The organism is Sphingomonas glaciei, from assembly GCF_023380025.1.
Classification (GTDB): domain Bacteria; phylum Pseudomonadota; class Alphaproteobacteria; order Sphingomonadales; family Sphingomonadaceae; genus Sphingomicrobium; species Sphingomicrobium glaciei.
The window spans coordinates 2,000,333-2,026,094 of sequence record NZ_CP097253.1 but is presented as its reverse complement, the minus strand read 5'-3'; the positions used below and the strand labels follow the sequence as shown (position 1 = coordinate 2,026,094).

Annotated in this window: 24 protein-coding genes; 16 read left to right on the top strand and 8 right to left on the bottom strand. The window is 67.4% G+C overall.

From position 1 onward, the window contains the following. Positions 1–15 precede the first annotated feature (15 nt). A complete protein-coding gene (locus tag M1K48_RS09825; protein WP_249454835.1) occupies positions 16–660 on the bottom strand; it encodes an SOUL family heme-binding protein in 645 nt (214 codons plus the stop codon). Between the two features lie 15 nt (positions 661–675). Then, positions 676–1,764 (bottom strand): alkene reductase, encoded by a 1,089-nt coding sequence (locus tag M1K48_RS09820; RefSeq protein ID WP_249454833.1) that lies wholly within the window; start codon positions 1,762–1,764, stop codon positions 676–678. Between the two features lie 121 nt (positions 1,765–1,885). On the opposite strand from M1K48_RS09820, the gene M1K48_RS09815 reads away from it, so the two are divergent. Genes M1K48_RS09815 through ssb form a run of 5 tightly spaced genes read left to right on the top strand, consistent with a single transcriptional unit; the run spans position 1,886 to position 6,185 of the window. Further along, complete coding sequence (locus M1K48_RS09815) at positions 1,886–2,773, top strand: DMT family transporter (RefSeq protein WP_249454831.1); 888 nt, start codon at positions 1,886–1,888, stop codon at positions 2,771–2,773. Beyond that, positions 2,770–3,426 carry a COQ9 family protein gene (locus M1K48_RS09810; RefSeq protein ID WP_249454829.1) on the top strand — a complete coding sequence of 219 codons (657 nt, stop codon included), beginning with the start codon at positions 2,770–2,772 and terminating at the stop codon, positions 3,424–3,426. The genes M1K48_RS09815 and M1K48_RS09810 overlap by 4 nt, the downstream gene beginning before the upstream one ends. A gap of 51 nt (positions 3,427–3,477) precedes the next feature. Next, positions 3,478–3,750 carry a FeoA family protein gene (locus M1K48_RS09805; RefSeq protein WP_249454827.1) on the top strand — a complete coding sequence of 91 codons (273 nt, stop codon included), beginning with the start codon at positions 3,478–3,480 and terminating at the stop codon, positions 3,748–3,750. Positions 3,751–3,770: 20 nt separating this feature from the next. Beyond that, complete coding sequence (feoB, locus tag M1K48_RS09800) at positions 3,771–5,606, top strand: ferrous iron transporter B (protein ID WP_249454825.1); 1,836 nt, start codon at positions 3,771–3,773, stop codon at positions 5,604–5,606. 30 nt (positions 5,607–5,636) lie between these two features. Continuing rightward, positions 5,637–6,185 (top strand): single-stranded DNA-binding protein, encoded by a 549-nt coding sequence (ssb, locus tag M1K48_RS09795; RefSeq protein ID WP_249454823.1) that lies wholly within the window; start codon positions 5,637–5,639, stop codon positions 6,183–6,185. Positions 6,186–6,200: 15 nt separating this feature from the next. Here ssb and M1K48_RS09790 read toward each other — a convergent pair whose 3' ends face one another. Beyond that, complete coding sequence (locus M1K48_RS09790) at positions 6,201–6,701, bottom strand: YceD family protein (protein WP_249454821.1); 501 nt, start codon at positions 6,699–6,701, stop codon at positions 6,201–6,203. Next, positions 6,698–7,210, bottom strand: coding sequence for a ubiquinol-cytochrome C chaperone family protein (locus tag M1K48_RS09785; protein WP_249454819.1), 513 nt, complete (start codon positions 7,208–7,210; stop codon positions 6,698–6,700). Before M1K48_RS09785 ends, M1K48_RS09790 begins: the two co-directional genes overlap by 4 nt. On the opposite strand from M1K48_RS09785, the gene M1K48_RS09780 reads away from it, so the two are divergent. Genes M1K48_RS09780 through M1K48_RS09770 form a run of 3 tightly spaced genes read left to right on the top strand, consistent with a single transcriptional unit; the run spans position 7,209 to position 9,710 of the window. Beyond that, positions 7,209–7,778: an outer membrane protein assembly factor BamE gene (locus tag M1K48_RS09780; protein WP_249454817.1), complete on the top strand. Its 570-nt coding sequence runs from the start codon at positions 7,209–7,211 to the stop codon at positions 7,776–7,778. The genes M1K48_RS09785 and M1K48_RS09780 overlap by 2 nt on opposite strands. A gap of 52 nt (positions 7,779–7,830) precedes the next feature. Then, on the top strand, positions 7,831–8,565 hold the full coding sequence (locus tag M1K48_RS09775; RefSeq protein WP_249454815.1) for a tryptophan 2,3-dioxygenase: 735 nt from the start codon (positions 7,831–7,833) through the stop codon (positions 8,563–8,565). Further along, positions 8,562–9,710 carry an aminotransferase class V-fold PLP-dependent enzyme gene (locus M1K48_RS09770; RefSeq protein ID WP_249454813.1) on the top strand — a complete coding sequence of 383 codons (1,149 nt, stop codon included), beginning with the start codon at positions 8,562–8,564 and terminating at the stop codon, positions 9,708–9,710. The genes M1K48_RS09775 and M1K48_RS09770 overlap by 4 nt, the downstream gene beginning before the upstream one ends. Positions 9,711–9,743: 33 nt before the next feature. Here M1K48_RS09770 and M1K48_RS09765 read toward each other — a convergent pair whose 3' ends face one another. The 3 genes from M1K48_RS09765 to M1K48_RS09760 form a co-directional block, all read right to left on the bottom strand. Continuing rightward, positions 9,744–10,085 (bottom strand): hypothetical protein, encoded by a 342-nt coding sequence (locus M1K48_RS09765; RefSeq protein WP_249454811.1) that lies wholly within the window; start codon positions 10,083–10,085, stop codon positions 9,744–9,746. Between the two features lie 194 nt (positions 10,086–10,279). Next, positions 10,280–10,414, bottom strand: coding sequence for a hypothetical protein (locus tag M1K48_RS14310; protein WP_257794142.1), 135 nt, complete (start codon positions 10,412–10,414; stop codon positions 10,280–10,282). 167 nt (positions 10,415–10,581) lie between these two features. Continuing rightward, positions 10,582–11,274 carry a TetR/AcrR family transcriptional regulator gene (locus M1K48_RS09760; protein WP_249454810.1) on the bottom strand — a complete coding sequence of 231 codons (693 nt, stop codon included), beginning with the start codon at positions 11,272–11,274 and terminating at the stop codon, positions 10,582–10,584. Positions 11,275–11,628: 354 nt separating this feature from the next. On the opposite strand from M1K48_RS09760, the gene M1K48_RS09755 reads away from it, so the two are divergent. The 6 genes from M1K48_RS09755 to dnaN all read left to right on the top strand — a co-directional run bounded on the left by M1K48_RS09755 (position 11,629) and on the right by dnaN (position 22,134). Further along, on the top strand, positions 11,629–14,145 hold the full coding sequence (locus tag M1K48_RS09755) for a TonB-dependent receptor (protein WP_249454809.1): 2,517 nt from the start codon (positions 11,629–11,631) through the stop codon (positions 14,143–14,145). Positions 14,146–14,203: 58 nt separating this feature from the next. Next, the gene (locus tag M1K48_RS09750) at positions 14,204–15,502 is read left to right on the top strand and encodes a spinster family MFS transporter (protein ID WP_249454808.1); all 1,299 of its coding nucleotides are present in this window, start codon (positions 14,204–14,206) and stop codon (positions 15,500–15,502) included. 78 nt (positions 15,503–15,580) lie between these two features. Further along, complete coding sequence (locus tag M1K48_RS09745; RefSeq protein WP_249454807.1) at positions 15,581–16,786, top strand: hypothetical protein; 1,206 nt, start codon at positions 15,581–15,583, stop codon at positions 16,784–16,786. After that, on the top strand, positions 16,786–17,352 hold the full coding sequence (locus M1K48_RS09740) for a fasciclin domain-containing protein (RefSeq protein ID WP_249454805.1): 567 nt from the start codon (positions 16,786–16,788) through the stop codon (positions 17,350–17,352). The genes M1K48_RS09745 and M1K48_RS09740 overlap by 1 nt, the downstream gene beginning before the upstream one ends. Positions 17,353–17,570: 218 nt before the next feature. Then, entirely contained in the window at positions 17,571–20,795 is a 3,225-nt protein-coding gene (locus M1K48_RS09735; protein WP_249454803.1) for an ATP-binding protein, read from the top strand. A 235-nt stretch (positions 20,796–21,030) separates the two neighbouring features. Further along, a complete protein-coding gene (gene dnaN, locus M1K48_RS09730) occupies positions 21,031–22,134 on the top strand; it encodes a DNA polymerase III subunit beta (RefSeq protein ID WP_249454802.1) in 1,104 nt (367 codons plus the stop codon). Between the two features lie 9 nt (positions 22,135–22,143). Here the strand turns inward: dnaN and M1K48_RS09725 are convergent, their stop codons facing one another. Further along, the gene (locus M1K48_RS09725; RefSeq protein WP_249454801.1) at positions 22,144–23,487 is read right to left on the bottom strand and encodes an HD-GYP domain-containing protein; all 1,344 of its coding nucleotides are present in this window, start codon (positions 23,485–23,487) and stop codon (positions 22,144–22,146) included. Between the two features lie 155 nt (positions 23,488–23,642). Here M1K48_RS09725 and M1K48_RS09720 point away from each other — a divergent pair, with 155 nt between their 5' ends. Both M1K48_RS09720 and recF read left to right on the top strand, forming a co-directional pair. Further along, positions 23,643–24,623, top strand: a complete 981-nt coding sequence (locus tag M1K48_RS09720; protein WP_249454800.1) for a septation protein IspZ — start codon at positions 23,643–23,645, stop codon at positions 24,621–24,623. Further along, the gene (gene recF / locus M1K48_RS09715) at positions 24,623–25,666 is read left to right on the top strand and encodes a DNA replication/repair protein RecF (RefSeq protein ID WP_249454799.1); all 1,044 of its coding nucleotides are present in this window, start codon (positions 24,623–24,625) and stop codon (positions 25,664–25,666) included. The genes M1K48_RS09720 and recF overlap by 1 nt, the downstream gene beginning before the upstream one ends. The last annotated feature ends 96 nt before the right edge of the window (positions 25,667–25,762 follow it).

The following is a 25,762-nucleotide window of genomic DNA, read 5'->3' as shown; positions in this document are numbered from 1 at the left end:
CGTCAGCCAGTTCCCCTAGGTCAGCGCCAGCAACACCTCGTTGCGGCGCAGCGGCGGCGGGATCATCGGCGAATTGTAAAACGCATATTCGGGCTCGCACCTGACCGATTCCTCGCCGTGACGGGCGAGCCAGCCGCGCAGGCGGTCCTCGGCAGCCTTGAGGCGATCGTCATGGGCGGTGCCGTGAAAGGTTGCCGCACCGACCCGCCGGGCCGGCAGGTCGATCAGAGTGACGCCAGCGGGCGGCTCGGGCAGGTCATGGCCTTCCGGCATGACGAAACGGACCCGCCAGCCGCCCTCGACCTCGTCATCGAAGCGCAGCGGCGTGCTGCCCATGGGGTTGCCGGCGTCCTGCATCACGGGAACGGTCATCGGCAGTTTCTCGCCCGGGCGCGACTTGGCGAAGATATAGTCGGCGAGAATCTGAAAGCCTTCGCTCAGCGCCTCCTTGCGCGGCCCGGCGACCACCGCTTCGGCAACCTTGATCGGCGGATAGCTGCGGATCTGGAGGTCGCCGTCGCTGACCAGCACCCGGTAATCGGGTCCGGGCGTCGCCTTTTCCCGCAGGACGTAGGCGATCCCGAGCCCGACCAGGGTTGCCGCCGTGACCGCGCCGGCGGCCTTCCAGTTCACGCGATTGGGTGTCGATGCTTTTGCCATGACAGCGACAAAGATTCAGGCCGCCGCCTGTTCCGCCGCGACCGGATAATCGGTGTAGCCCTCGGGCCCCGCGGTGTAGAAGGTGCTGGGGTCGGGATCTGCGAGGGTCAGTTCCTTGCGGAGGCGATCGGGCAGGTCGGGGTTGGAGATGAACGGCCGGCCGAAAGCGATCGCATCGGCCACCCCTTCGCTGAGGCGGGCACGCGCCGACGGTCCGTCATAATCGCTGTTGAGGATGATCCCGCCCTCGAAGTGCGGGCGGATGTGCGGGCTGACCGGAGGAATGTCGCTCGGCGCAAAGGTCGAATGCGCGCCCGGCTCACGCAGTTCGATGGCGGCGATGCCCAGCTCGCCCAGCGCCTTGCCGGCGGCGATGAACAGTCCGTGCGGATCGCTGTCGTCGCAGCCCTGGACCAGCCCGAGCGGGCTCAGCCGGACGAGGGTGCGGCCGGCCCCGGCTTCCGAAATCAACGCCTCGGTCGCCTCGCGCAGCAGGCGGATGCGGTTTTCGACCGAGCCGCCGTAATCGTCGTCACGGTGATTGGTGCCGTCGCGCAGGAATTGGTCGATCAGATAGCCGTTGGCGCCGTGCAGTTGCACCCCGTCGAACCCGGCGCGAAGCGCGTTGCGGGTCGCTGTCGCAAAATCGCCGAGGATGCGCTGGATGTCGTCGTGGGTGATCGCCCGCGCTTCTTCGTAAGGCTTCTTGCCCTCGTAGGTATGCGCCTTGTGCGGGGCGGTGGTGGCGCTGGCCGATACCGGCTGGGTGCCGGTGACGCTGGAATGCACCAGCCGGCCCATGTGCCACAGCTGGGCGACGATCTTGCCGCCCGCCCTGTGCACCGCCTCGGTCACCGGCTTCCAGCCTTCGACCTGCGCCTCGGTCCACAGGCCCGGCGCGTTGGGCCAGCCGAGGCCCTCGCGGCTGATCCCGGTGCCTTCGGAGATGATCAGCCCGGCCCCAGCGCGCTGCCGGTAATATTCCACCCCCAGTTCGGTCGGGACGCCGGTTGGGCCGGAGCGGCCGCGGGTCAACGGGGCCATGACGATGCGGTTGGCGAGATGGATGTCGCCGAAAACGACGGGATCAAACAGATCGGGCATGAAAAGGTCCTGCTTGGGGAACGAGCACGGCTGGTCAGATAGGGTGGCTCCGGCGCATAACAATCGCCGTGCGCGATCGGCCTGGGGTGGACCCAGCCGGGCGCCCCGGTAGGAGGGCGCGGTGACCCAGCGTGTCTCTCCCCGCGCCTTTGCGATCCTGATGCTGGGCAATGTCGCGCTGGCGTTCGGGCCGTGGATGGTGCGGCTTTCCGACGTCGGACCCAGTGCGGCGGGCTTCTGGCGGCTGGCGCTGGCGCTGCCCTTTTTGGTGGTGCTGGCGAAGGCGATGGGCCAGCCGGCGCACTGGCCCGGGCGCTCGGCGGCGTGGGTGATCGCGGTCGCCGCCTTCTTCTTCGCTGCCGACCTTGCCGCCTGGCATGCCGGAATCCACCTCACCAAGCTCGGCAATGCGACTCTGTTCGGGAATATCGCGAGCTTTGCCTTTGCCGCCTGGGGGCTGTGGCTGGCGCGGCGGCTGCCGACCAGGTTGCAGGGCGCGGCACTGCTGCTCGCGCTGCTCGGCTCGGCGCTGCTGATGGCGGGAAGCGCCGAGCTGAGCGCCCGTTATCTGCGCGGCGACCTGCTGACCTTGCTCGCCGGGCTGCTCTACGCCGGCTACCTGATCGCAGTGGAGCGGGTGCGCGGTTCGATGCAGCCGCTCCCCGTGCTGATCCTCGCCAGCGCCTTCGGGGCCGCGATGCTGCTGCCGTTCGCGGCGGTGATGGGGGAAACGATTCTGCCGAGCGCCTGGACGCCCCTCTTGCTGCTCGCACTCGGCAGCCAGGTGGTCGGGCAGGGGTGCCTGGTCTATGCGCTGGGACAGGTGCCGCCGCTGGTTGTCGGCCTCGCACTGCTGACCCAACCGGCCGTATCGGCAGCGATCGGGTGGATCGCTTATGGTGAAGTCATGACGTCACTCGATTTCCTCGGCGCCGCCGCCATTGCCGTCGCGCTGGTGCTGGTTCGCTTGCAAGAGGGCGGCTCCGGCCCCAAGTCGGTTTCCGCATGACCGATGTCGCTACCTTGTCTCCTGTCCGCGCGACCGCGCTCGATCTCGCGCTCGCCATTGGCGAAAATGCCGCGTTCGACGGCTGGACTGCCGCCGCGGTCGAGGCTGCCGCGCTGGGCGAGGGGGTCGACCCTGCGCTCGCCGCGCTGGCGGTGCCGGATGACGCCGTGGGACTGATCGACCTTTACGGCCAGGGCGTCGACAAGGCGCTGGCCGAAGCGCTTCCGCCCGAAACGCTGGCGGCGATGAAGATCCGCGAGCGCATCCGCGCCCTCGTCTGGTCCCGCCTGCAGATCCAGGAGCCCGCCAAGGAAGCGATCCGCCGCGCGCTCTCCATCCTCGCCATGCCGCAGAACGCCGCGGCCGCTGCGCGCCTGTCGTGGCGCAGCGCCGACGTGATGTGGCGCATGGCGGGCGACACCGCGACCGACTACAATCACTATACCAAGCGTGCGATCCTGTCGGCGGTCTACGGCTCGACGCTACTCGTCTGGCTGGGCGACGACAGCGAAGGCGCAGCCGAGACCGCGGCCTTCCTCGACCGGCGAATCGACAATGTCATGCATTTCGAGAAGTGGAAGGCCGGGCTCGGCAAATCCGAGCGCCCGAGCCTGACCCGCTTCCTTGGCCGGCTGCGCTACCCGCCGCGTTGAGGAATAACTCCACTGGACCCGCGCTGCTGTTATTGATAATCAGTTGCAGCAATGACGATGCAGCCAACCCCCGCCGACTTCGCGCTCGCCCTCGACCAGCTTGAGCTGGGTCGGCGCGGACGGGTCTCGGCGATCGATTGGGCGCTGCTCGGCAGCCACGAATCGGCCCGGCTGCGCCACTTCGGCTTCGACCCCGACGTGGTGGTGGAGCCGCTTCATGCCGGTCCGTTCGGACGCGACCCGCTGGCGGTGAAGGTCGGTCGCATGACCGTCGCCATCCGCCGTGCCCATGCCCGTGCGATTCGGGTGGTCCCGGCCGACTAATTCGGGCTTCCCAGCCACCAGTGACCCTTCCCGCACCCCTAGTCGCCGTCGTCGGCAACCCCAATGCCGGCAAGAGCGCGCTGTTCAACGCCCTGACCGGCGCCCGCCAGAAGGTCGGAAATTATCCCGGCGTCACGGTGGAGCGCAAAAGCGGCCGCACCGCGCTGCCCGACGGACGCCCGGTCGAACTGGTCGACCTTCCCGGCACCTACGCGCTGGAGCCGTCGAGCCCCGACGAAGCAGTCACCCGCGACGTCCTGAGCGGGAGCCAGGCCGGCGAGCGCAAGCCCGACGCGCTGCTGGTGGTGGTCGACGCCTCCAACCTCGACAATCACCTGCGCTTTGCCCTCGAATTGCGCAGTCTTGGCCTGCCGATGGTGGTGGCGCTGAACATGATCGACATGGCCGAGCGGGACGGGCTGACCGTGTCGGCCGACCAGCTGTCGCAGGCGCTCGGATTGCCGGTTGTGGAGACCGTTGCGGTCCGCCGCCGCGGGCTTGACGCGGTGCGCGAAGCGCTGGAGCAGGCGATCGGCTGCACCGCCGCCCCCGTCCCGGCCCCCGCCGACCTCGCCCGCGAAGCGCGCCGGATCGCCACCGCGGCGATCGTCAGCGAAGCCCCGGTGCGCCGCTGGACCCACCGCCTCGACCGCTTCCTGCTGCATCCCGTCGCCGGGGTCGTGATCCTGGCGCTGGTCATGTTCGCGATGTTCCAGGCGGTGTTCGCCTGGTCGGAAACCCCGATCGGCTGGATCGAAAGCGGGGTGTCGGCGGTCGGGACCCTGGTCACCGACGTCCTGCCCGAAGGTCCGCTGCGCTCGCTGCTGGTCGACGGGGTGATCGGCGGGGTCGGCGCGGTGGTGGTGTTCCTGCCGCAGATCCTGATCCTGTTCCTGTTCATCCTGCTCCTCGAAGGCACCGGCTACATGGTCCGTGCCGCCTTCCTGATGGACCGGCTGATGGGCAGCGCTGGCCTGTCCGGCCGCGCCTTCATCCCCCTGCTGTCGAGCTTCGCCTGCGCGGTGCCGGGGATCATGGCGACCCGCACTATCGATAATGAAAAGGACCGGCTGACCACCATCCTGGTCGCGCCGCTGATGACCTGCTCGGCCCGGCTTCCGGTCTACACGCTGATCATCGCTGCCTTCATTCCGAACCGTGAGATCGCGCCCTTCGTCAACCTGCAGGGGGTGGTGATGTTCGGCCTCTACCTGGCCGGCATCGTCGGCGCGCTGGTCGCCGCGCTGCTGCTGCGCAAGACGGTAGCCCGCGGCGCCGCCTCGTCGTTCATGATGGAACTGCCCAAGTACCAGATGCCCGCCCTAAAGGACGTCGCACTCGGTCTGTGGCAGCGCGCGGTGATCTTCCTCAAGCGAGCCGGCGGGATCATCCTGCTCACCACCGTCCTGCTGTGGGCGTTGGCCAGCTTCCCCGCCGCGGGCCCGGGCGAGAACCAGAGCGAAGTGTCAATCGCCGGCAAGATCGCGAGCGGGATCGAGGTCGTCGTCAAGCCGATCGGCTTCAATCACGATATTGCGCTGGCCCTGTTGCCCTCGATGGCCGCGCGCGAAGTGGCGGTGTCAGCGATCGCCACCGTCTACGCCCTCGACGAGGCCGACGAATCGCAGCTCGAAAAGAGCTTGGCCGAGCGGCTCCGCGGCGCCTGGCCGCTGCCGACCGCGCTCGCCTTCCTCGCCTGGTTCGTGTTCGCCCCGCAATGCGTGTCGACGATCGCGGTCACCCGCCGCGAAACCAACAGCTGGCGATGGCCGATCTTCATGGTCACCTACCTGTTCGCCCTAGCCTACATGGCGGCGGGCGCGACCTACTGGACGGCGGTCGCGCTCGGCCTATAGCTGCTCCTCAAGATAGAGGAGTCGTGAAGCATGGCGGGAAGCGTCAACAAGGTCATTCTAGTCGGCAACTTGGGGCAGGACCCGGAAAGCCGCTCGTTCCAGAACGGGGGCGAAGTGGTGAACCTCAGGATCGCTACCTCCGAAAATTGGAAGGACCGCGACGGCAACCGCCAGGAGCGTACCCAGTGGCATTCGGTGGCGATCTTCTCCGAAGGCCTCGCCAAGGTCGCCAAGTCCTACCTCAAGAAGGGCTCGAAAGTGTATCTCGAAGGCCAGCTCGAGACCCGCAAGTGGCAGGATCAGAACGGCCAGGACCGCTATTCGACCGAGGTCGTGCTGCGCAACTTCAACAGCTCTATGGTGCTGCTCGACGGCCGCGGCGGTGAAGGCGGCGGCGGCGGTGGCGGCGGCTACGGCGGCGGTCGCAGCAGTGGTGGTGGCGGCTACGACGACGGCGGCTTCGGTGGCGGCAGCAGCGGCGGTGGCGGCTATGGCGGCGGCAAGCTCGGCTCGGCCAGCAGCGCCAACCGCCCGGCCCCGGCGGCGTTCGACGACCTCGACGACGACGTTCCGTTCTGAGGGCCTAGAGCCCTCCTACTTCCCCTTCAGCGCCGCCAGGGCCGCGAACGGTCCGGCTTGCTCCTCGCTTAGTACGCCCGCTTCCTTCAGCGCATCTTCGGCGCGGGCGCTGCGCGGGTAGGGATCCAGCGCAAGGCTCAATTCGTCGGCGACCGCAGCCGCCAGGTCGATCTCGCGCCCGTCGTGGAAGATGACGTCGAGGTCTTCGGCGCTGAGCTCGACCTCCTCGTCGGGGGTGCCGCTGGGTTCGGGCATGAACAGCAAAGCGATCGGCGCGTCGACGGTGGCCGGAACCGGCTCGCCGCTGGCGACGCAGGCCTGGGTCACGCTGGCGCGAAGCTGCCCCTCGGCCCGCACCCGGTCGCCTTCGGCCTTGAGCGTCAGCACCGCCTCCAGCCGCTCGAGCCCGAGCAGGTCGAGTCGGTCGGCCACCGCCGCGCGCTCGGCCTCGTCCGCCTGATACTCGACCCGCTGCCCGTCGCGCAGCTTGGCCAGCGGTAGTTTCGCGCCGCTCACGGCAGGACCCCGCCGATCAACGCCTCGTCGCTGCGCCCTTCAAGCGCGCGCCAGAAACGCTTGAGCTCGTCCACCGAATGGGAGAGCGCCTCGTCCGACGGCACTTTCTCGCGATACAGCGAGCGGCCGGTCACGGCCTCCCAGCTTTCTTCGCCGGCGGTCACCTTGCGCCAGGCGCCCAGCCGTCCGCCGAGCGCGCCGACCAGGCTGCCGACCCTTTTGCCCATCACCGGATCGCCGACGCCGTCCTGGCGAAGCTGCGAATCCATGTCGTGAACGAAGGCTTCGGCCAGGCCGACACTGGCCTTGCGTGCTTCCTCGCGGCCCGCCTCGAGTCGGAGGTCGGTCAGCGCGAGCAGCGTCGCCAGCACGGAGAATCGGCCTTCCATCGTGTCGGGCACGCGGCCGGCGACATACCAGTGCGGGCTGCGGGCCTTGGCCACGACCTCGGCGTAGAGCGGCGCGGCGATATTCGGCTCGCTCCGGAACAGCCGCATCAGCGACTTCATGATCATCCTCCGTTCAGGCGGACCGCTGCACTTGGCGCGGCGGGCCCCAGCCGATATTGAGCGGGCGAACCGCCGGCGCAAGGGTGCCGGCATCCGGAGCTTGGCACCTGTGAACAACAATCGTTTCGTCCTCCTCGCCTCGATCGCGGCCCTCGGGCTCAGCGGCTGTGCCGGCTATCGCGAGAATCGCGGCTTCATCCTCGACCCGCAGCTCAGCCAGGCGGTGCAGGTCGGGACCGACAACAAGACCAGCGTCGAACGGACACTTGGCCGGCCGACGTTCACGGGGCAGTTCAACGACAACGAATGGTATTACGTCAGCCGCAACACCTCGACCTTCGCGTTCCGCACGCCGCGGGTGACCGAGCAGACGATCCTGCGGATCCGTTTCGATCCGGCCGGCAACGTCACCGCGGTGGAGCGCACCGGCAAGGACAAGATCGCCTCGATCGACCCCTACGGCCGGACCACCCCGACGCTGGGCCGCCGCAAGAGCTTCTTCGAAGAATTCTTCGGCAACATCGGGACCGTCGGCAGCGGCGCCCTTCCCGGCGGCGGCGGTCAGTAAGCCATTCCCGATCCGGGGTGACGCGGCGGCCGGTTCGGCCTAGACCGGCTTCATGACCGCTCACCCGGCCGGCATGACCTATGCCGATTATCTCCAGCTCCCGGCCCTGCTGTCCGCGCAGCAACCGAAGTCCGACCTGCATGACGAGATGCTGTTCATCGTCATCCACCAGACCAAGGAGCTGTGGCTGAAGCAGATGCTTCACGAGGTCGACCTGGCGATCCGCCTGGTCGTCTCAGACGACTTTGCCGCCGCCTACAAGGCGCTGGCCCGGGTCAGCCGGATTCAGTCGGTGATGACCCTGTCGTGGGACGTGCTGGCGACCATGACCCCGGTCGATTATTCGGCCTTCCGCCACGTTCTCGGCACCTCCTCGGGGTTCCAGTCGGCGCAGTTCCGAGAACTCGAATTCAAGTTCGGGATCAAGGACCCGCGCTTCCTCGACTATCAGGAAGGCGGCACCGAGGGCCGTGCCCGTTTGCAGGCAGCGCTCGACGCGCCGAGCCTGTGGGAAACCGCCAATGCCGCCCGCGTCCGCCAGGGCGCCGCCAGTTGGCTGGAGGTTTACCGCGACAGCGAGCGCTGGTTCGGGCTCTATCAACTGGCCGAGAAACTGGTCGACATCGACGATGCCCTGTCGGGCTGGCGTCATAAGCACCTGCTGACGGTGGAGCGGATTATCGGCATGAAGCCGGGGACCGGTGGCTCGGCCGGCGCGCGTTACCTCGCCTCGACGCTGGAGAAGCGCGCTTTCCCCGAATTGTGGGCGATCCGGACCGAGCTATGAGCTTCAAGCATCTCTTCAGCCGCAGCCTCGGCGCTGCGCCCGGCCGGTTGCACGTCGCCGCGCACAGCCACCACCTGTGGCCCGACGCCAGCTTCGCCGGTCAGGTCGAATGCTGGGAAGATGGCGCCCGGCTCGCCGACCGCAAGTGGGAGCGGGTGATGGGTGAGCTGTGGCCCGAGGCGCAGCGCGAAGTGGCGGTAGAGCTGGGCACGCATCACCCTGACGCCATCGTCTTCGCCGGCAACACCCATGACCTGCTGATCCGCCTGTGGGCCGCCGCGCCGCGCCGCGCCGGGGGGCCGCTTCGGGTCCTGACCACCAGCGGCGAATTCCACAGCGCCCGCCGCCAGTTCGCGCGCTGGGCGGAAAGCGGAGATATCCTCCTCGAGGTTCTGCCGTCCGAGCCGTCCGACACGCTGGCCGAGCGATTGGCGGAGCGAGCGGGAGGCGCCGACCTGGTCATGGTCAGCCAGCTGATGTTCGGTACCGGCCGCTGGGTGCCGCATCTAGAGGCGCTCGCCGCCATCGCCAGGCCCGATGGGCCGTGGGTGGTGATCGACGGCTATCACAGCTTCATGGCTGTGCCTGAGCCGCTCGGCGCGCTTGGGAAAACCTGCTTCTTCCTCGCCGGGGGCTACAAATATGCGATGTCGGGCGAAGGCATCGCGCTGATGCACTCCCCGCCGGGTTTCGGCCCGCGCCCGGCGATCACCGGCTGGTATGCCGAGTTCGAGGATCTGACCCTGCCGCCGGGGCAGGTTGGCTATGCCCCCGACGCGATGCGCTTCATGGGCGCGACCTTTGATCCGTCGGCGCTGTATCGCTTTCTGCATACCCGCCGGATGCTCGCCGCCGAAGGGCTGACCACCGCCTTGATCAGCGAGCGGGTGAGCGGCCTGAAGCAGCGCTTGGCCGATGGCCTCGCCGACACCCCGCTCGCCGCCGCCGAATTGCTGGATTCCCCCACCGGCCCGGCCCGTTTCCTCGCCTTGCGCCATCCGAAGGCCGCCGAATGGCAGGGAGCGCTGATGGCGCAAGACTGCGTCACCGACGTGCGCGGCGACGTGCTTCGCATCGGGCTCGGGCTGTATCACGACGACGCCGACCTGAAGCGCTTTGCCGAGCTTGCGGCTGGTCTTTCCTGATCTTGCCGAGACCAGCCGGATAGGCTGCGAACGTTATCCGATCGCTTTCAGGGTCGCCTTGCCCCATGCTTTGGGGTCGAACCACCGCCAGAAGATATCGGGCCGCGCCCGCCGTAATTGCTCGAACTCGAAGCGCGGCGCGTATCGTGCGATATCGAGAAACTCCAGCTTCGGGCATTCGGCAAGCGGCATCAGGGACGTTTCCGCAAGCCGTGTCGATACGCCCAGAAAGGCCCGCAACGATTGAAGGCCAGCAAGGGGCGCCAGGCTCTGAATCGTATGGTCGCAATCGATCGCGCTCTCGATGCCGATCACGTCAAGATGATGGGCTTCGCGCAGCCATTCGATGTCCGGCATCATCTTGTCGTTGGTCATGAGCAGCGCTCTCAAGCGCGGCAGCTCGAGAAGCGGCGAAAGATCGGAAAGATTTCGAGGGCTGTCGATGCTGAGGTGCTCGAGATGCCGGGCGAGAGAAGCGGTGTCAGATCGGCTGCAAGGAACGGCCATTGGAACTCCAGCCGCTTGAGATCGACCAGCTTGCCGATTTCCCCAAGAAATGGCTTATCCTTTTATGACGCAATGAGGTGCCTGATCGCCTTCTTGTCGCCGATCCCGCGGTAGTTCAGCTTCTGGCGGTTCAGCCAGACTTCGTCGGCCTGCGGCGGTATGTCCGCGACGGTGTCGTCGAAATCCGTTCCGCCCACTCGACCCACTTGCGACGATCGTGCCCGCGAAACCGATCGCTGAAGGCCATTTAGAGGCACGGATAGGCGTCGAACGCGGCGTTCATGCTTCCCGCTTATTCCGCGCGCGATAAAATTTCGGTTACGGCGCCACGCGACGGGGTCCATCACGCCCGCCCCACGGGAAGTCAGCCTTTCCCCAGGCCGTCGCGGATCAGGCGATTCCCCGCCGCCGCCACCTTGCCGGCATCCTCGTCGCCCCACACGCCGAAGCGGAGGCCGAGGAAAACGTTCATTCCCATGATCGCCCAGGCACGCACCTCGGCGTCGAGCGTATCGCGCGGTGGTTGCATGACGCCAGCGGCAGCCCCGTCGGCAAGACGCTCCGAGATGCGCGCGGCGGTGTTCTCGTAATGGGCGCGAAAGCCCGCGGGATCGACGAATTCGGCTTCGTCGATGATTCGGTAGACCTGCTGGTGCTTGCCGACGAAGGCGAGGAAGGCGGCCAACGCCCGTTCCTCGGCTTCGAGCGTCCCACGTCCCTCGGCGAGCACCGGTGCGACCGCCAGCCGGACCTGCTCGGACATGTCCTGGACCAGCGCCCGGAACACTTCCTCCTTGCTGTGGAAGTAGGTGTAAAAGGTGCCCAGCGCGACCTTGGCGGTCCGGGTGATTTCGGTGATGCCGGTGTCGGCGAAGCCGCGGCTGCCGAATTCCGCCCGCGCCGCATCGAGGATCTTGCGCCGGGTCTGCTCGCCGCGCGCGGTGCGCGGTGCCTTGGCCGAACTGGTCAGCGGCACAGTCTCGTGAGGCCGCTCGGCCAGACGCCTTCCCTGTGTCCGCCCCTTGCCGATCGCCGTCACCTTGCCCCCTTTAGCCATTCCCTACCCCTACCACGGAAGCACTCGTCCCGCCGCTCACGTGCCGCCCCACGACCCTGTCCGGCCCGGCATTGGATACGGTCTGACGACCGATCGATACCGCCAGCCTATACAAGTTGAAACCTGATTCAACTTTCAGGTGTGCGTCGGCGTCTGTTTCGGCGGGAAGCTTGGCCTTCGTGAGCCCGGGCCGCGCTGCCGTATCCCTTCAAATACCACCACGATGAACCCACCGCCGCCGCTTCACAAGACTTGAAAGGTGATTCAACTTTCAGTATCAAGAAACCCAGATGTGCGTCGGCGAGCTGTGAATCTCGCCGGGGCTTGTCCAGTCCAGGGGGAGAAATCACAATCATGCGCGCCACCACCGTTCGTTCGGCCTTGTTTGCATCGGCCGCCATGGTCCTGGCCTCGACGCCAGCCTTCGCCCAAGAGGCTCCTGCCGGCCCGACCGAAACCGCCGCGACCGCTGCCGCCAACGAGGCGCAGACCCGTGACGAGGCCGCCACCGCGTCCGACGGCGAGATCGTCGTCACCGCCCGCCGCCGCGCCGAATCGCTGATCGACGTGCCGATCGCGGTGACGGCTTATTCGGGCGAGCAGCTCGATCGGCAGGGTGCGATCGACATCAGCGACATCGGCGACACCACGCCCAACGTCACGCTGGAAACCTCGCGCGGGACCAACAGCACGCTGACCGCCTTCATCCGCGGCGTGGGCCAGCAGGATCCGGTCGCCGGCTACGAAGGCGGTGTCGGCATCTATCTCGACGACGTCTACCTCAACCGCCCGCAAGGTGCGCTGCTCGACGTCTATGACGTGGAGCGGATCGAGGTGCTGCGCGGGCCGCAGGGCACGCTCTACGGCCGCAACACCATCGGCGGCGCGATCAAATACGTCACCCGCGCGCTCTCGGCCGAGCCCGAAGCCCGCCTTCGCGCCAACGTCGGCAGCTATGGCCAGCGCGACGTGATCGTCAGTGCCTCGACCCCGGTCAGCGACTGGATGCGAGTCGGCGGCGCGGTCGCTCGGCTGATCCGCAACGGGTTCGGCACCAATCTCACGACCGGGCAGGAGAATTACAACAAAGACCTGTTCGCGACCCGCGCGACCGTCGAGCTCCTGCCGTCGGATACCATCCGCTTCCGCATCGCCGGCGACTACACCACCGACGACAGCAACCCGCGCGGCGGCCACCGGCTGATCCCCTCGGTCATCTCCAAGCAGCTAGTTCTGGGCGACGTGTTCGACACCCGCGGCGGGCTGGTCAATCCGAAGCAAAAGGTCACCGGCGGAGGAATCTCGATCAAGGGCGAAATCGGGCTGGCCGACGGGATCACCTTCAAGACGATCACCGCCTGGCGCAAGGACAAGAGCGTCACCCCGATCGACTTCGACGCGCTGTCCGCCGCCGACGTTGACGTTCCTGCGATCTACCGCAACCGCCAGTTCAGCCAGGAAGTGCAGCTGCTGGTCGAGAAGGGCCGGCTCAACGGCCTCCTCGGCGCTTATTATCTCAACGCCAATGCCAACAACATCTTCGACGTGGTGCTGGGCGTGCAGGGCGCGGCGATCGGCCTGCCGGGCTTCACCGCCTCGACCTTCGGCGATGTCGATACCAAGACCTGGGCCGGCTTCGCCGACTTCACCTACGACCTGACCGACCAGTTTTCGGTCTCGCTCGGCGGCCGCTACACCTCGGACAAGCGCAATGCGGTGGTGATCCGCCGCAACCTCATCGGCGGCGCTTCGCCCGAGCTTGGCGGGACTCCGCTCAACGGCATTTTCAGTGTCGCCAATCCGACCGGTCGCCAGTTCGGCGCACTGACCTCCGACTTCAACGGCGAAAAGACCTTCAAGCAGTTCACCCCGCGGGCTTCGGTCAGTTGGCAGCCGAATGCCGACAACAACATCTACGCAAGCTGGTCCAAGGGCTTCAAGGGCGGCGGATTCGATCCGCGCGGCCTGAGCACCGCGGCGCCCGACATCAACGGCAACGGCACCCGCGAGGCGAGCGAGATCTTCGACTACTTCCTGTTCGAGCCGGAAAAGGTCACCAGCTACGAGATCGGCTACAAGGCGGCGCTGTTCGATCGCCGCCTTCGCTTCGCGATCGCCGGCTTCGTCGCCGACTACAAGGACGCGCAGGTGCCGGGCTCGGCCGGCGCGGTGGTCAACGGCGTGCCCACCTTCGTCGGGGTCACCACCAACGCCGGCAAGGCGCAGTTCAAGGGCATCGAGTTCGAAGGCACGGCGGTGGTCGCCCGCGACTTCGCCGGGGTCGGCTCGCGCTTCAACCTGTCGGGGTCGGTCGGCTATCTCGACGCCGAATACAAGCGCTTCGTCACCAACATCGCGGCGTTCGACGCTAACGGTGCCCCGGCTCCGGCCTCGCGCGCCCAGCCGATCGACGTCGCCCGCTTCCGGCAGATCCAGAACACGCCCAAGTGGACCAACTCGGCGACGGTCGATCTCACCGTTCCGGCCGGCCCCGGCATGCTGTCGGCCAACGCCACCGCTTCCTACCGCAGCCGCAGCACCCAGTTCGAATTGCCGAGCCCCTATCTCGACCAGAAGGGCTTCTCGCTGTTCGACGCCAACCTGACCTACGATCTCGGCCGGGTCCGGGTCGGGATCCATGGCAAGAACCTGTTCGACAAGCGCTACATCACTTCGGGCTACCAGTTCCTGACGGTGAACCCGGTGACCGGCCAGCCGATCCTGTCGGCCACGCCTTTCCTCGCCAACGGTGCCGCCAACCCGGCCTTCGCTGTCCCCGGCATCGCCCCGAGCCTCGGCTTCGAAGGCGTGGTCACCGGCTTCTACGGCTCGCCGCGCCAGGTCTTCCTGTCGCTCGACGTCAAGTTCTAGGATCTCGGTCGGCACGGGACGCTTGGCAGGTCCAGCGTCCCGTGCCACCAGCCTTTCCATGACAACCGCAGCACGCACGGTTTCGCGCTCGCCGACGATCATCCTCGTCTTCCTGCTGCTGGCCTACATCCTCAACTTCCTCGACCGGCAGATCCTCTCGATCCTGGCCCAGCCGATCAAGAAGGACCTCGACCTTAGCGATACCGAGTTCGGCGCCATCGCCGGCCTTGCCTTCGCACTGCTCTACAGCTTCGCCGGCGTGCCCTTGTCGTATCTCGCCGATCGCACCAGCCGGTCCAAGGTGATTGCCGGATCGCTCGCGGTGTGGAGCGGGTTCACCGCCTTGTGCGGCGTGGCGGGCGGCTACTGGTCGATGTTCCTCTACCGTCTAGGCGTCGGCGTCGGCGAGGCGGGCGGCGTTGCCCCCTCCTACGCACTCATCGCCGACTATTTCCCGCCGGAAAAGCGCGGCCGCGCGCTCGGCATCTATTCGCTCGGCGTGCCGGTCGGGCTCGGCACCGGGCTCCTGGTCGGCGCCTACATCGCCACCTACATCGACTGGCGCGCCGCCTTCATGATCATGGGCGGGATCGGCATCGTCCTGGTGCCCTTCTTCCTGTGGGTGGTGAAGGACGTTCCGCGCCCCGCCGGGACGACCAGCCAAGTCCGCCTCGGCGAAGTCTGGGCGATCGTCTCGCGCAAGCCGAGCTTCTGGCTCCTTGCCATCGCGGCCTCGCTGTCGTCCCTGTGTGGTTACGGCCTGGCGGTATGGGTGCCGAGCGTGCTGATGCTGAGCTACGACCTGACCCTGCTCCAAGCCGGTCAGTTCATGGGCTCGCTGCTACTGATCGGCGGGGTTATCGGCGTCCTTGCCGGCGGCCATTTCGCCGACCGCCTCGGGCATGGCGATAAGAGCTGGTATGCCAAGCTGCCCGCCTTGGCCTGGCTGATTGCGCTGCCCTGCTTCCTGTTCGGCCTGACCACCAACAATTTGTGGCTGGCCTGGCCGCCACTGCTGATCGCCAACGCGATGAACATCCTGTGGCTCGGCCCGATCGTCACTGCGGTTCAGAACCTCGTCGAACCGGCCAAGCGCGCTACTGCCTCGTCGATGTTCCTGCTGATCAACAATCTCGTTGGCCTGGGCGTCGGGCCGCTGCTGATCGGCGCGATCTCGGATGCGCTGAAAAGCACCTACGGCCTCGACAGCCTGCGCTATGCGGCGATCGGGGTGGTCCTGTTCTACGGTCTTGCCGCGATCATGGCGCTGGTCGCGAGCCGCTTCCTGGTCCGCGACTGGATCGATGAACCTCAGCCTCCAATGGCGGAAATCCACGGTTCACGCTTGAGCGACTAGACGTTCTCCCTTCGCCATGAAGGCGGGAACGCGAACGGTAAACAAGCCGTTGGTGACCTCCGAAAGGAGCTTAGGCTCATGAAGAACAGTCTCATTCTAGCCGGCGCTGCGGCGCTGGCCTTTACCGCGCCGGTTCTGGCGCAGCCCGGTAAGGGCGGCGGCGGCGGCAATGGCAATGGCGGCGGCAAGGGCGGTGGCCCGGCCGCGCAAGTCCAGAAGGGCGGCGGCGGTGGCGGCGGCCCGCAGATGCGTGGCAACGGCGGCGGCGGTGGTCCCAAGGAAATGCGCGGCGGCGGTGGCCAGCAGCAGGCCCGCGGCAATGGCGGCGGTGGCGGCAAGCAGCAGATGCGCGGCGGCGGTGCCCCTCAGCGTGAAGCGCGCGGTGGCGGCGGTCCGCAGGAGATGCGCGGCCCCGGCAAGCGCGAAATGCGGGTTGAACGCCAGGCTCAGCGCCAGCAGCAGCAGCGCGGTCCGGTCCGTGAGGCACGCGCGGAGCGCGGCGGCGGCAAGCAGTTCAAGGGCAATGGAAAGGGCGACGTCCGCATCGCGCAGGATCGTGGGCCGGCGCAATATGATGCGCGCTATGTCCAGCGCACGGACCGGGTCGACGGCAAATTCTTCCGTTCCGACCAGGGCTACAACTACGTCGCCAGCCCGGCCTTCCGTACCACCGGCCTGGTTGACGGCTGCCCTCCGGGGCTGGCCGCCAAGGGCAATGGCTGTCTCCCCCCGGGCCAGGCCAAGAAGCTGGTCGGCGGCGCGATCCCGGTCGCGCTCGGTTCGGCCCTGCTGCCGACCTATTATCGCAACTGGTATCCGGACAATGACGACTATTATTACCGGACCAGCGACGATTACGTCTATCGGATCGACCGCGATCGTAACTATGTCGACGCCTACTGGCCGCTCGCGGACGACTGGAACGGTGCCTATTACGTCGGCTCGGCCTATCCGCAGGATTACCTCGGCTATTACAACGTCCCGGTCCAGTATCAGCCTTGGTACGCCGACAATGGCGATGATTATTATCGCTATGCCGACGGTGCCATCTACCAGGTCGACCGCCAGGGCGGCGTGATCGAAAGCATCGTCTCGCTGCTGGCGGGCGGCTTCGGGGTCGGCCAGCAGATCCCCGCCGGCTATGACGCCTACAACGTGCCGTACGACTATCGTGATCGCTACGTCGACAATGACGAGCATATGTACCGTTACAATGACGGCTACATCTACGACGTCGATCCGACGACGCAGATCGTCCAGGCGATCGTGGAGACCCTGGTCTGATGCGCCGCCTCGTGACAACAAGCCTCTTCGCCCTCCTGCTCGCCTCGTGCGGGCAGGGGGACGGGGGCAACCAGGCCGGAAACGCCGGCGCAGCGACCAACGCCGCGGTCACCCCCGGCGCGCCCTCGCAGGATCTTGCGGCTCTGGTCGGCGCCAATCCCAGGCTCGCCCAGTTGGTCAAGGCCGCGGGCATGGAGCCGGTTTTGGCAGGCAAGGCGCCCTACACGCTGCTGCTGCCGAGCAACGTCGCGCTCGACAAGCTCGACAAGGCGACCTGGGAAGGTCTCGACCAGCCGGCGCAGAAGGCCCGGATTACCGCCCTGCTGCGCGGCCATATCCTCCCCGGCACCATCATGTCGGCGGACCTTGCCCGCGCGGTCGAGAATGGCGGCGGCAAGACCACGATCGCCACCATGGCGGGTGAGCCGTTGACGGTCACCCGCGACGGCAACAACCTTCGGATCGCCGGTACGGGCGGCCAGTCCGCCTTGATCACCGGAACCGAACAGCCCGCCCGCAACGGCGTGGTGCACGAGATCGATACGGTCCTCGCCGCCAAGAGCTAGTCCCAGATCGCTGCAAAACCGGGAATCGGGGTGCTTACGGGTGCACCGGTTCCCGCGCGATTGGATCCAGATCGCAAGGTTCCCGGCAAAAAGCACGGTAACGGACCGAGCCTTCTCTCTGTCGTCGCCCGCTATCTCCACAGCGGATCAGTCCTCGCTGGCTTCAGAAAGCGCCCGAACACACCGTCCACTGGCCGGATTGCTGGAGGGACATCGCCATGGGCTCGGCATCGCGCATCGCACATCGGATCGGGCTTCCAGCACTCTCCCTGGTACTGATGTTCGGGTTCGCCCTGGCCGGGATCGAACTGACCCGGGAGGATGGCCGCCTGGCTTCGGTGTGGATGGCCAATGCGGTAGTGATCGCCTTGCTGTTCCGCTGCGACCAGAAGCGCTGGCCGGGAATGATCGCAGCGGCGCTCGCGGGCAATATTGCCGCCGCGCTGATCGCTGGCGACAACTCCGCCCTGGCGGTGGCCCTTGCCGCCTGCAACGTCGTCGAGATCGCGATCGTCATCACCCTGTTCGCCCGACGCTACCCGCTTCCCGCCACCCTCGATTCGCCGGCTCGCCTGATCTGGCTGGCAATGCTTGCAGTGATCGGGCCGGTCGCTTCGACAGTGCTTGCCGGGGTGAGCCTCGCCGTGCTCGACGACCCTGCCGCCTCGGGATCGCTCGCCCACTGGCTGCTTGCCGACATCCTCGGAATCCTGATCCTCACCCCCTTGCTGGTGACTCTCGCGCATTCGCGGTCCGAGCGGGAACGCGGGGCGTGGCTGGAGTATGTCGGCCTTCTGACGCTGGCGGTGGTAGTCACCGCGACCGTTTTCCTGCGCGAAACGCCTTTCATTTTCCTCATCACCCCGGTCCTGATGCTCGCCGGATTGCGGCTGTCCCTGCAACGCTGTGCAACGCTGGTGCTGGTGGTCGACTGCATCGCGGTGGCACTGACCTTCGAAGGGTACGGGCCGCTCAATAACCCCGTGATTGCGGACGGCTCCCGGATCTTCCTGATCCAGGCGTTTCTCGCGACGGCGGTGGCGCTGACCTTGCCGGTGTCGGCGCTGCGCCATGATCGCGCGCGCACCGCCCGGTCCCTCCGCCTGAGCGAGGAGCATTACCGATTGTTGGCCGACCACAGCAGCGACCTGGTCCTGCGCCTCACCGCCAACGGCGTGGCCGATTATGTTTCCAGTGCGTCGGAGCGAATGCTGGGCTTGCCCGCCAACAAGCTCCAGGGGCGAGCACTCGCCTTGCGGGTCCATCCTGACGATCGCACTCGCTTCATCGCTGCAGTCGATCACGCTCGGCACCATGGTGACGCCATGACCTGCTTCCGGATGGGTCATGCCTGCGGCCAGGATCGCTGGATCGAAGCGCACATGCGGCTTGCCGGACCGTCGGTGGCGCTCTCCTCGCCGGGCGCCTACGCTCCGGTCGATCGCCCGGTCGTCGCCAATCTGCGCGACATCCACGACCGTCGCACTGCCGAACTGCTTGCCGACGAGAGCGCCGCGCGGCTGCGCGAAAGCAACCGGCTGCTCAACATGGCCGAGGGGCTCGCCTCACTTGGCCACTGGGTGTTCGATCCGGCGCGCAAGCAACTCATCCTCTCGGCTGAAGCGGCGGCTATGCTTGGGCTTGCCCGCCGCAATGTCAGCGCGCGGGACGCTCTCGCCCGGCTCCATCCGCAGGACCGCCTGCGCCTGCTGCGCACCTTGGCGGAAGCGTACCGGGTCGAATCGCCAGTCGAATGCACCGTCCGCCTTCCCGAGGAAGTCGGTCGCACCCTACAGCTGCGGATGCACCTTCCTGGGGGCGGGCGCGCCGCCAGCCTGTTCGGAGTGGTCAGCGACATTACCGCCAAGCTCGAGGACCAGCAGCGCCTGGTCTCGGCGCTCGAGGAAGCCCGCGCCGCGGCCAGCTTCCGCAGCCAGTTTCTCGCCACCATGAGCCATGAGATCCGCACCCCGATGACCGGCGTCATCGGGATGATCGAACTGCTTGAAGCCGAACCGGATGCCGCGGACCGGAAGCTTTACCTCCACACCCTGCGCCAGTCGGGCGACCTGCTGATGACGGTGCTCAACGACATCCTCGACTTCAGCAAGGTCGATGCCGGGCGGATCACCATCGTCGACGAGCCGTTCGACATTGGTGCGACCCTGCTCACCAAGATCCGCCTCTTCGACCGGATCGCCTCCGCGCGTGGCCTGCGGCTGAAGCTGGAGGGTCCGGAACCAGGCTCCCTGTGGTTGCGCGGCGACGCGGTTCGGCTCCGCCAGGTGCTCAGCAACCTCCTCAGCAATGCGATCAAGTTCAGCGAACGCGGCGAGGTGGTGGTGCGCTGCGCGGTCCAGCCGCTTGCCGGCGGCCGTCACCGGCTGCGCCTGTCGGTGACCGATCACGGTATCGGCATCGCGCCCGACCTCCGCCCGCACCTGTTCGAGCCGTTCGTGCAGGGAAGCGAAAGCAGCGAGGGCGGGGGAACCGGCCTCGGGCTCGCGATCAGCCGCCGGCTGATCGAAGCGATGGGTGGCAAGCTGTCGGTCCAGTCGCGCCCTCGCCAGGGCTCGGTCTTCACCATCGTCCTGACCCTTCCCGAAGCCAAGGCCGCGGCCGCGGTCGATCGCACGGTCAGCGCGTCGACCGCCAAGCCGCTCGAAATCCTGCTGGCCGAGGACAATCCCGTGAACCAGCTGCTGGTGACCGCCTTGTGCAAGCGCCTCGGCCACCGGGTCACCTGCGCCCCGGATGGTGAGGAAGCGGTCTCCACGGCCTCGGACCGCGCGTTCGACCTGATCCTGATGGACATGCAGATGCCACGGTGCGACGGATTGACGGCGGCTCGCCGCATCCGTGACGGCGCAGGGCCCTGCGCGCGCATCCCGATTGTCGCACTCACTGCCGATGCGTCATCCGATCGTCGCGGCCTTTACGAAAGGGCCGGGCTCGACGGGTTGCTGACCAAGCCGATCGACAGCACCGCCTTTGCCCGTGCCCTGAACGACGTGGCCGAGGGCAGCCAGCTTCGCCAGTCGCAGTCCACGCCGGCGCCCGATCAGCCCGCCAGTCCTCTCGAAGCCACTGTCCTCGATGGGTTGCGCGACGTGCTCGGCGCCGCTCGCCTCGACCAGCTGCTGTGCCTGCTGGGAACCGAACTCGACGAGCGGCCGGCCGCGATCCAGAGGGCGCTGGCCGACCGCGATTTTGCCGGGGCCGCTGCTGAGGCCCACAGTCTCAAGGGTGCCGCCGGCAATATCGGCGCCCTGATGGTCAGCCAGGCCGCCGCCGAGCTGGAGAAATCCATCGTCGCGGCCGCCGGGGGCGACCCGCGGCTGCTCGCCGCCGCCCTTCGCCACCTCGCCACGCAGATCGGCCTTGCCCGGCACGCCCTGGCGGCCCTTCACCTCAGGCATGTCGCCGAGCTGCTGCACGCCTGAGCGAGTTGGGAGCCACCAAGCCCCTTCAAAGGGCGGGGGCTGGCGCTTTCCCGCCAGCGTGGGTTCGATGCGTGACCGTGATGGCGGATCGATCGCGAAACCTCGGCCATAGCCCCTTCCACCCGACCGCCCGCCCGCTATAACGATCCGACATGACGAAGCCGTCCGGCGCAGTCAGCCCCTCCCGAGGGTGCTGGCGCGGGCGGTTCAGGGGCAAAAGGACTGAGCAGCAGCGATGAAGGCGACGATCGAACGGGCCACCCTCCTCAAGAGCCTCAGCCACGTCCAGTCGGTGGTGGAGCGCCGCAACACCATCCCGATCCTGTCCAACGTCCTGATGGACGCGCGCGAGGACGGCACGCTCAGGCTGATGGCGACCGACCTTGACCTGCAGGTCGATGAAACCGTCCCGGCCAATGTCGCCACCGCCGGCGCCACCACCGTCTCGGCGCACACCTTCTTCGACATCGTCCGCAAGCTGCCCGAGGGAAGCCAGGTCGAACTCAGCGCCTCCGACGGCAAGATGCAGGTCGTTGCCGGGCGTGCCCGCTTCAACCTGTCGACCCTGCCGCGCGACGACTTCCCGGTGATCGCCGAGGGCGAGCTTCCGACCCGCTTCGAGCTGCCCGCCGCGACGCTTCGCCAGATCATCGACAAGACCAAGTTCGCGATCTCGTCCGAAGAAACCCGTTATTACCTGATGGGCATCTTCCTTCACGTCGCCGACGACATGCTGAAGGCCGCCGCCACCGACGGCCACCGCCTCGCTCGCGTGACGGTCGCCAAGCCCGACGGCGCCGATGGCATGCCCGACGTGATCGTGCCCAAGAAGTGCGTGCTCGAACTCAGGAAGCTTCTCGACGAGGTCGAAGGCACGGTCGAGGTCACCCTGTCGGCGACCAAGATCCGCTTCGTGCTCGGCCATGCGGTGCTGACCAGCAAGCTGATCGACGGCAGCTTCCCGGACTACAACCGGGTCATCCCGACTGCCAATGACAAGCTGCTCAAGCTCGATCCCGCCAGCTTCAAGGCCGGCGTCGACCGTGTCGCTACCATCGCCAGCGAAAAGACCCGCGCGGTCAAGATCAGCCTCGACCGCGACCGCGTGACCCTCTCGGTCACCTCGCCCGAAAACGGTCTCGCGACCGAGGAACTGGCCGCCGACTATAGCTCCGACGGGCTCGAGATCGGGTTCAACGCCCGCTACCTGCTCGACATCTTGGGCGAGATCGACGGTGACACGGTCGAGGTCCACCTCGCCGATGCCGCCGCCCCGACGCTGCTGCGCGAAAACGACAAGTCGGCTGCGCTTTACGTCCTGATGCCGATGCGGGTCTGACCCGCAGGATCAGTCGAGGGTCGCCTTGAGCATGTCGAGGCAGTCCCGGTCGATTGCCGAGCCGACCTCTTGGGTCATGATGCCGATCGCTTCGCCGACGGGCAGTGCCGCGCGGTAGGGGCGGTCGGACACCAGAGCGTCGTAGAAGTCGCAGGCGGTGATGATGCGGGTGTCGCGACTGATTGCGGTGCCCGACAGCCTTAGCGGGTAGCCGCTCCCGTCCAGCCGCTCATGATGCGCCGCGGTCACGTCGGCCATGTCGGACAGGGCGCCGATCCGGCCGAGGATCGCGCGGGTATGCACGGCATGATTGCGCATCTCGGTCCATTCGCGCTCGTCGAGGCTGGCGGGCTTCTCGAGGATCGCGCTCGATACGCCAAGCTTGCCGACGTCGTGCAGCACCGCCGCCCGGCGCAGCCAGCGGGTCCGCTCGGGGCTCATCCCGAACCCTCTTGCCATCTGCTCGGCCAGATCGCCGACCCGCTGCGAATGGCCGGCGGTGAACGGGCTCTTGGCGTCGATCACCTGCCCGAAAGCATCGGTGATGGCGTCGAGGTAATCGTCGTCGAGCGCCAAGTTCGAGCTGATCGGCGCCAGGCGGATCACCCGGCCTTCGATGGTCGGGGACGCCAGTTTCTCCCAGAAGGCAGGGCGTGCCGCCACTGCCTCGAACGCCTGCACCAGTGCCGGGTCGAACCACAGGCGGTGCCTGCGCCGGACCTCGTCGAGCGCGGCGCCGGGGCCGGCATGGTCGTGGAAGACGTCGGCAACCTGCGCCAGCAACGCGATCCGCGAAAGCAGCGGAATGGCCTCGCCCTGAAGCCGGCCCGGCCGGCCCGACCCGTTCCAATGCTCGTCGAGGTGATAGATGCCGTCGCACACCGCATCGGAGAAGCGCAGGGTCCGCGCGATGTCGGCACCGCGGGTGCAGCGCGACACGATCATCTCCTGTGCGATCGCATCGCCGTTGCGCAGGATGTTGCCGATCGCCGACGCGCGTTGCCGGAAGGTCGCGCCCTGCGCGGTCTTCTTCAGGACGAAGTGCAGCGTGGCGGCAAGGCTGGTGCCGACCGTCTTGTAACCCTGCTTGAAGGCCCGGTCGTCGACCTCGTACAGTTCGCAGATCCGGGCCGCGTTGCTGCTGCAGCCGAGGTCCTTGAGCAGCAAAGTATAATAGAGATCGCCAAGGTCGGGAGGCGACAGGCCGATCTCCCGCCCGATCTGCATTCCGATCCAGCAGGTCCGGATGCAATGGCCGGCCGGCTGCCCTTCGGTCAGGTCGAGGGCGTAGCTGAAGGCCGCGATGACCTCGGCCCGATTGGCGGTGGGAAGCGGGATGACCTGATGCAGCATGCACCGGCTGTTAGGGCGTGCGGCTTAGCGCGGTCCTCATCGAGATGGTTAAGAATCCTGGCCCGCCGGCATGCAAACCGGACCCGATCCCGAAGCGACCGCTGGCCTGCGAGGCGTATGGCCTTCGCGCTGCCGCTCTGCTTAAGCCCGTGCCCATGACCGACGCCGCCATGCCCGCCGCACCCGGCCGCCGCCTGTGGCTCTACAAGCGCCCTTTCTCGATCGGCGTCGCGCATGAATGCTGGGTGCTGATCGACAGCCGCATGTCCGGCCTCACCAGCACGTTGGTGGTCGATGGGGAGGAAGTGGCCTCCGACGTCACTCCCGTCACCGGGGCCGAGGCGGTCCGCAATCACCGGCTTGCACACACGCTTCCCGACGGGCGCCGGATCGAAATCGAGGCAGGCTACGTCAACTGGTGGACGGTCGGCATTGCCGTCCGGCTCGACGGCACGCTGATCCACGAAAGCCACAAGGGCCGGCAGATCGCCTATCCCGAACGCTTCGCCAGGATGGTTTCGGACCCCAAGCAGGGCGGTGAGCCGGCCTATGACCCCGGCAAGCTCAAGCGCAACAAGATCCCGATCGCGGTCGACATCGCCACCGGCCTGCTGTTCTTCCTCGTCGCCAAGCTGACCGACCTCAAGACCGCCGCGCTGGTCGGTGCCGCGGTCGGGCTCGGCATCGTGATCCTCCAGCGGTTCGTGAAGGTCGACCTGGTTGGCGGCATGATGCTGTTCGGCGTGTTCATGCTGCTAGTCAGCGCCGGCTTCGCCATCCTGTTCGAGGACGAGGAGATCATCAAGCACCGCTCCACCATCGTCGGGCTGGTCGGCGCTACCTGCTTCCTGTTCGACGGGCTGGTCCTCAAAGGCCGCAAGCTGGGCGCCGGCATCGATCGCTACATGGCCTATAACGACATCGACCAGCGCCGGCTGAGCATCGGCATGGGGCTGACCGGCCTGGTCATGGCCGGCGGCAACAGCTTCGTCGCCTGGGCTTTCTCCACCGACGCCTGGCTGATCTACACCACCTTTCTCGATATCCCGGTCAGCATGGCGCTGGTCCTGTGGACCGTCAGCTGGGCGCGCAAGGGCGGCAAGGCCGGGCCCGGGCAAGCGCTCGCCGGCGCCTGATGCTTGGCCGGCTGACCCTTACCGACTTTCGCAACCACGCGGGCCTCGACCTCCAGCCCGGGCCCGGTTTCGTCTGCCTTTACGGGCAGAATGGCGCGGGCAAGACCAACATCCTCGAGGCCGTGTCGATGCTCGCGCCAGGGCGCGGCCTGCGCGGCAGCGCGCTTGGCGAGATGGCCCGCAGCGACGGGCCGGGGGGATGGAGCGTCAGTGCTTCGCTGGCTGAGCCGGATGGAACGACCCTCGGCACCGGCACCCTTCCTACCGCGCCCGAGCGCCGGATAGTCCGCATCAACAGCGCTGCTGCTTCGGTCAACAGCCTGGCCGAATGGCTTGCCGTCCTGTGGCTGACCCCCGCGATGGACCGCCTGTTCATCGGCCCGGCCGGTGACCGCCGCCGCTTCCTCGACCGGCTGGTGCTGGCGCTGGAGCCGGGCCACGCCCACCACGCCTCGCGCTTCGAAGCGGCCATGCGCGCCCGCAACAAGCTTCTGGCCGAGCCCGATGGCGCCGACCCCGAATGGTTGTCGGCGCTGGAAGCGGGAATGGCCGAACATGGCGAGGCGCTCGGCGGCGCCCGCGCCCGCACCGTCGCGGCGCTGGCCGAACAGCTCGCCGCCACGCCCGAGGATCTGTTCGCCCGCCCGGCCATCGCCCTCGACCTCGCCGACCAGGACGACCTCGCCTCCCGCCTGCGTGCCAGTCGCGGGCGCGACGCCGCCGCCGGGCGCGCGACCGAAGGGCCGCACCGCCAGGATCTGCTCGTCACCCACGCCGACAAGCGGCAGCCCGCCGCGCGCTGCTCGACCGGCGAGCAGAAGGCGCTGCTGCTCGGGCTGGTCCTCGCCCATGCCGCCCTGGTCACCAGCCGCCGCGGCGCACCGCCGCTGCTGCTGCTCGACGAGGTCGCCGCCCACCTCGATCCCGGCCGCCGTGTTGCCCTGTTCGAGCGCCTTGCAGGCCGCGGCCAGGTGTGGATGACCGCCACCGAAGCCGCCCTCTTCGACGGCACAGGCGACGCGACGATGGTGCATATCGGCTAGAAACTGGACAAATCGGCAACTCCCGCCTACATGGCTGTTAGCGAGACGCCACAAAGCGGCGTGATCGGCAGCCTGTCAGGCTCCGGCCCGCGTCTC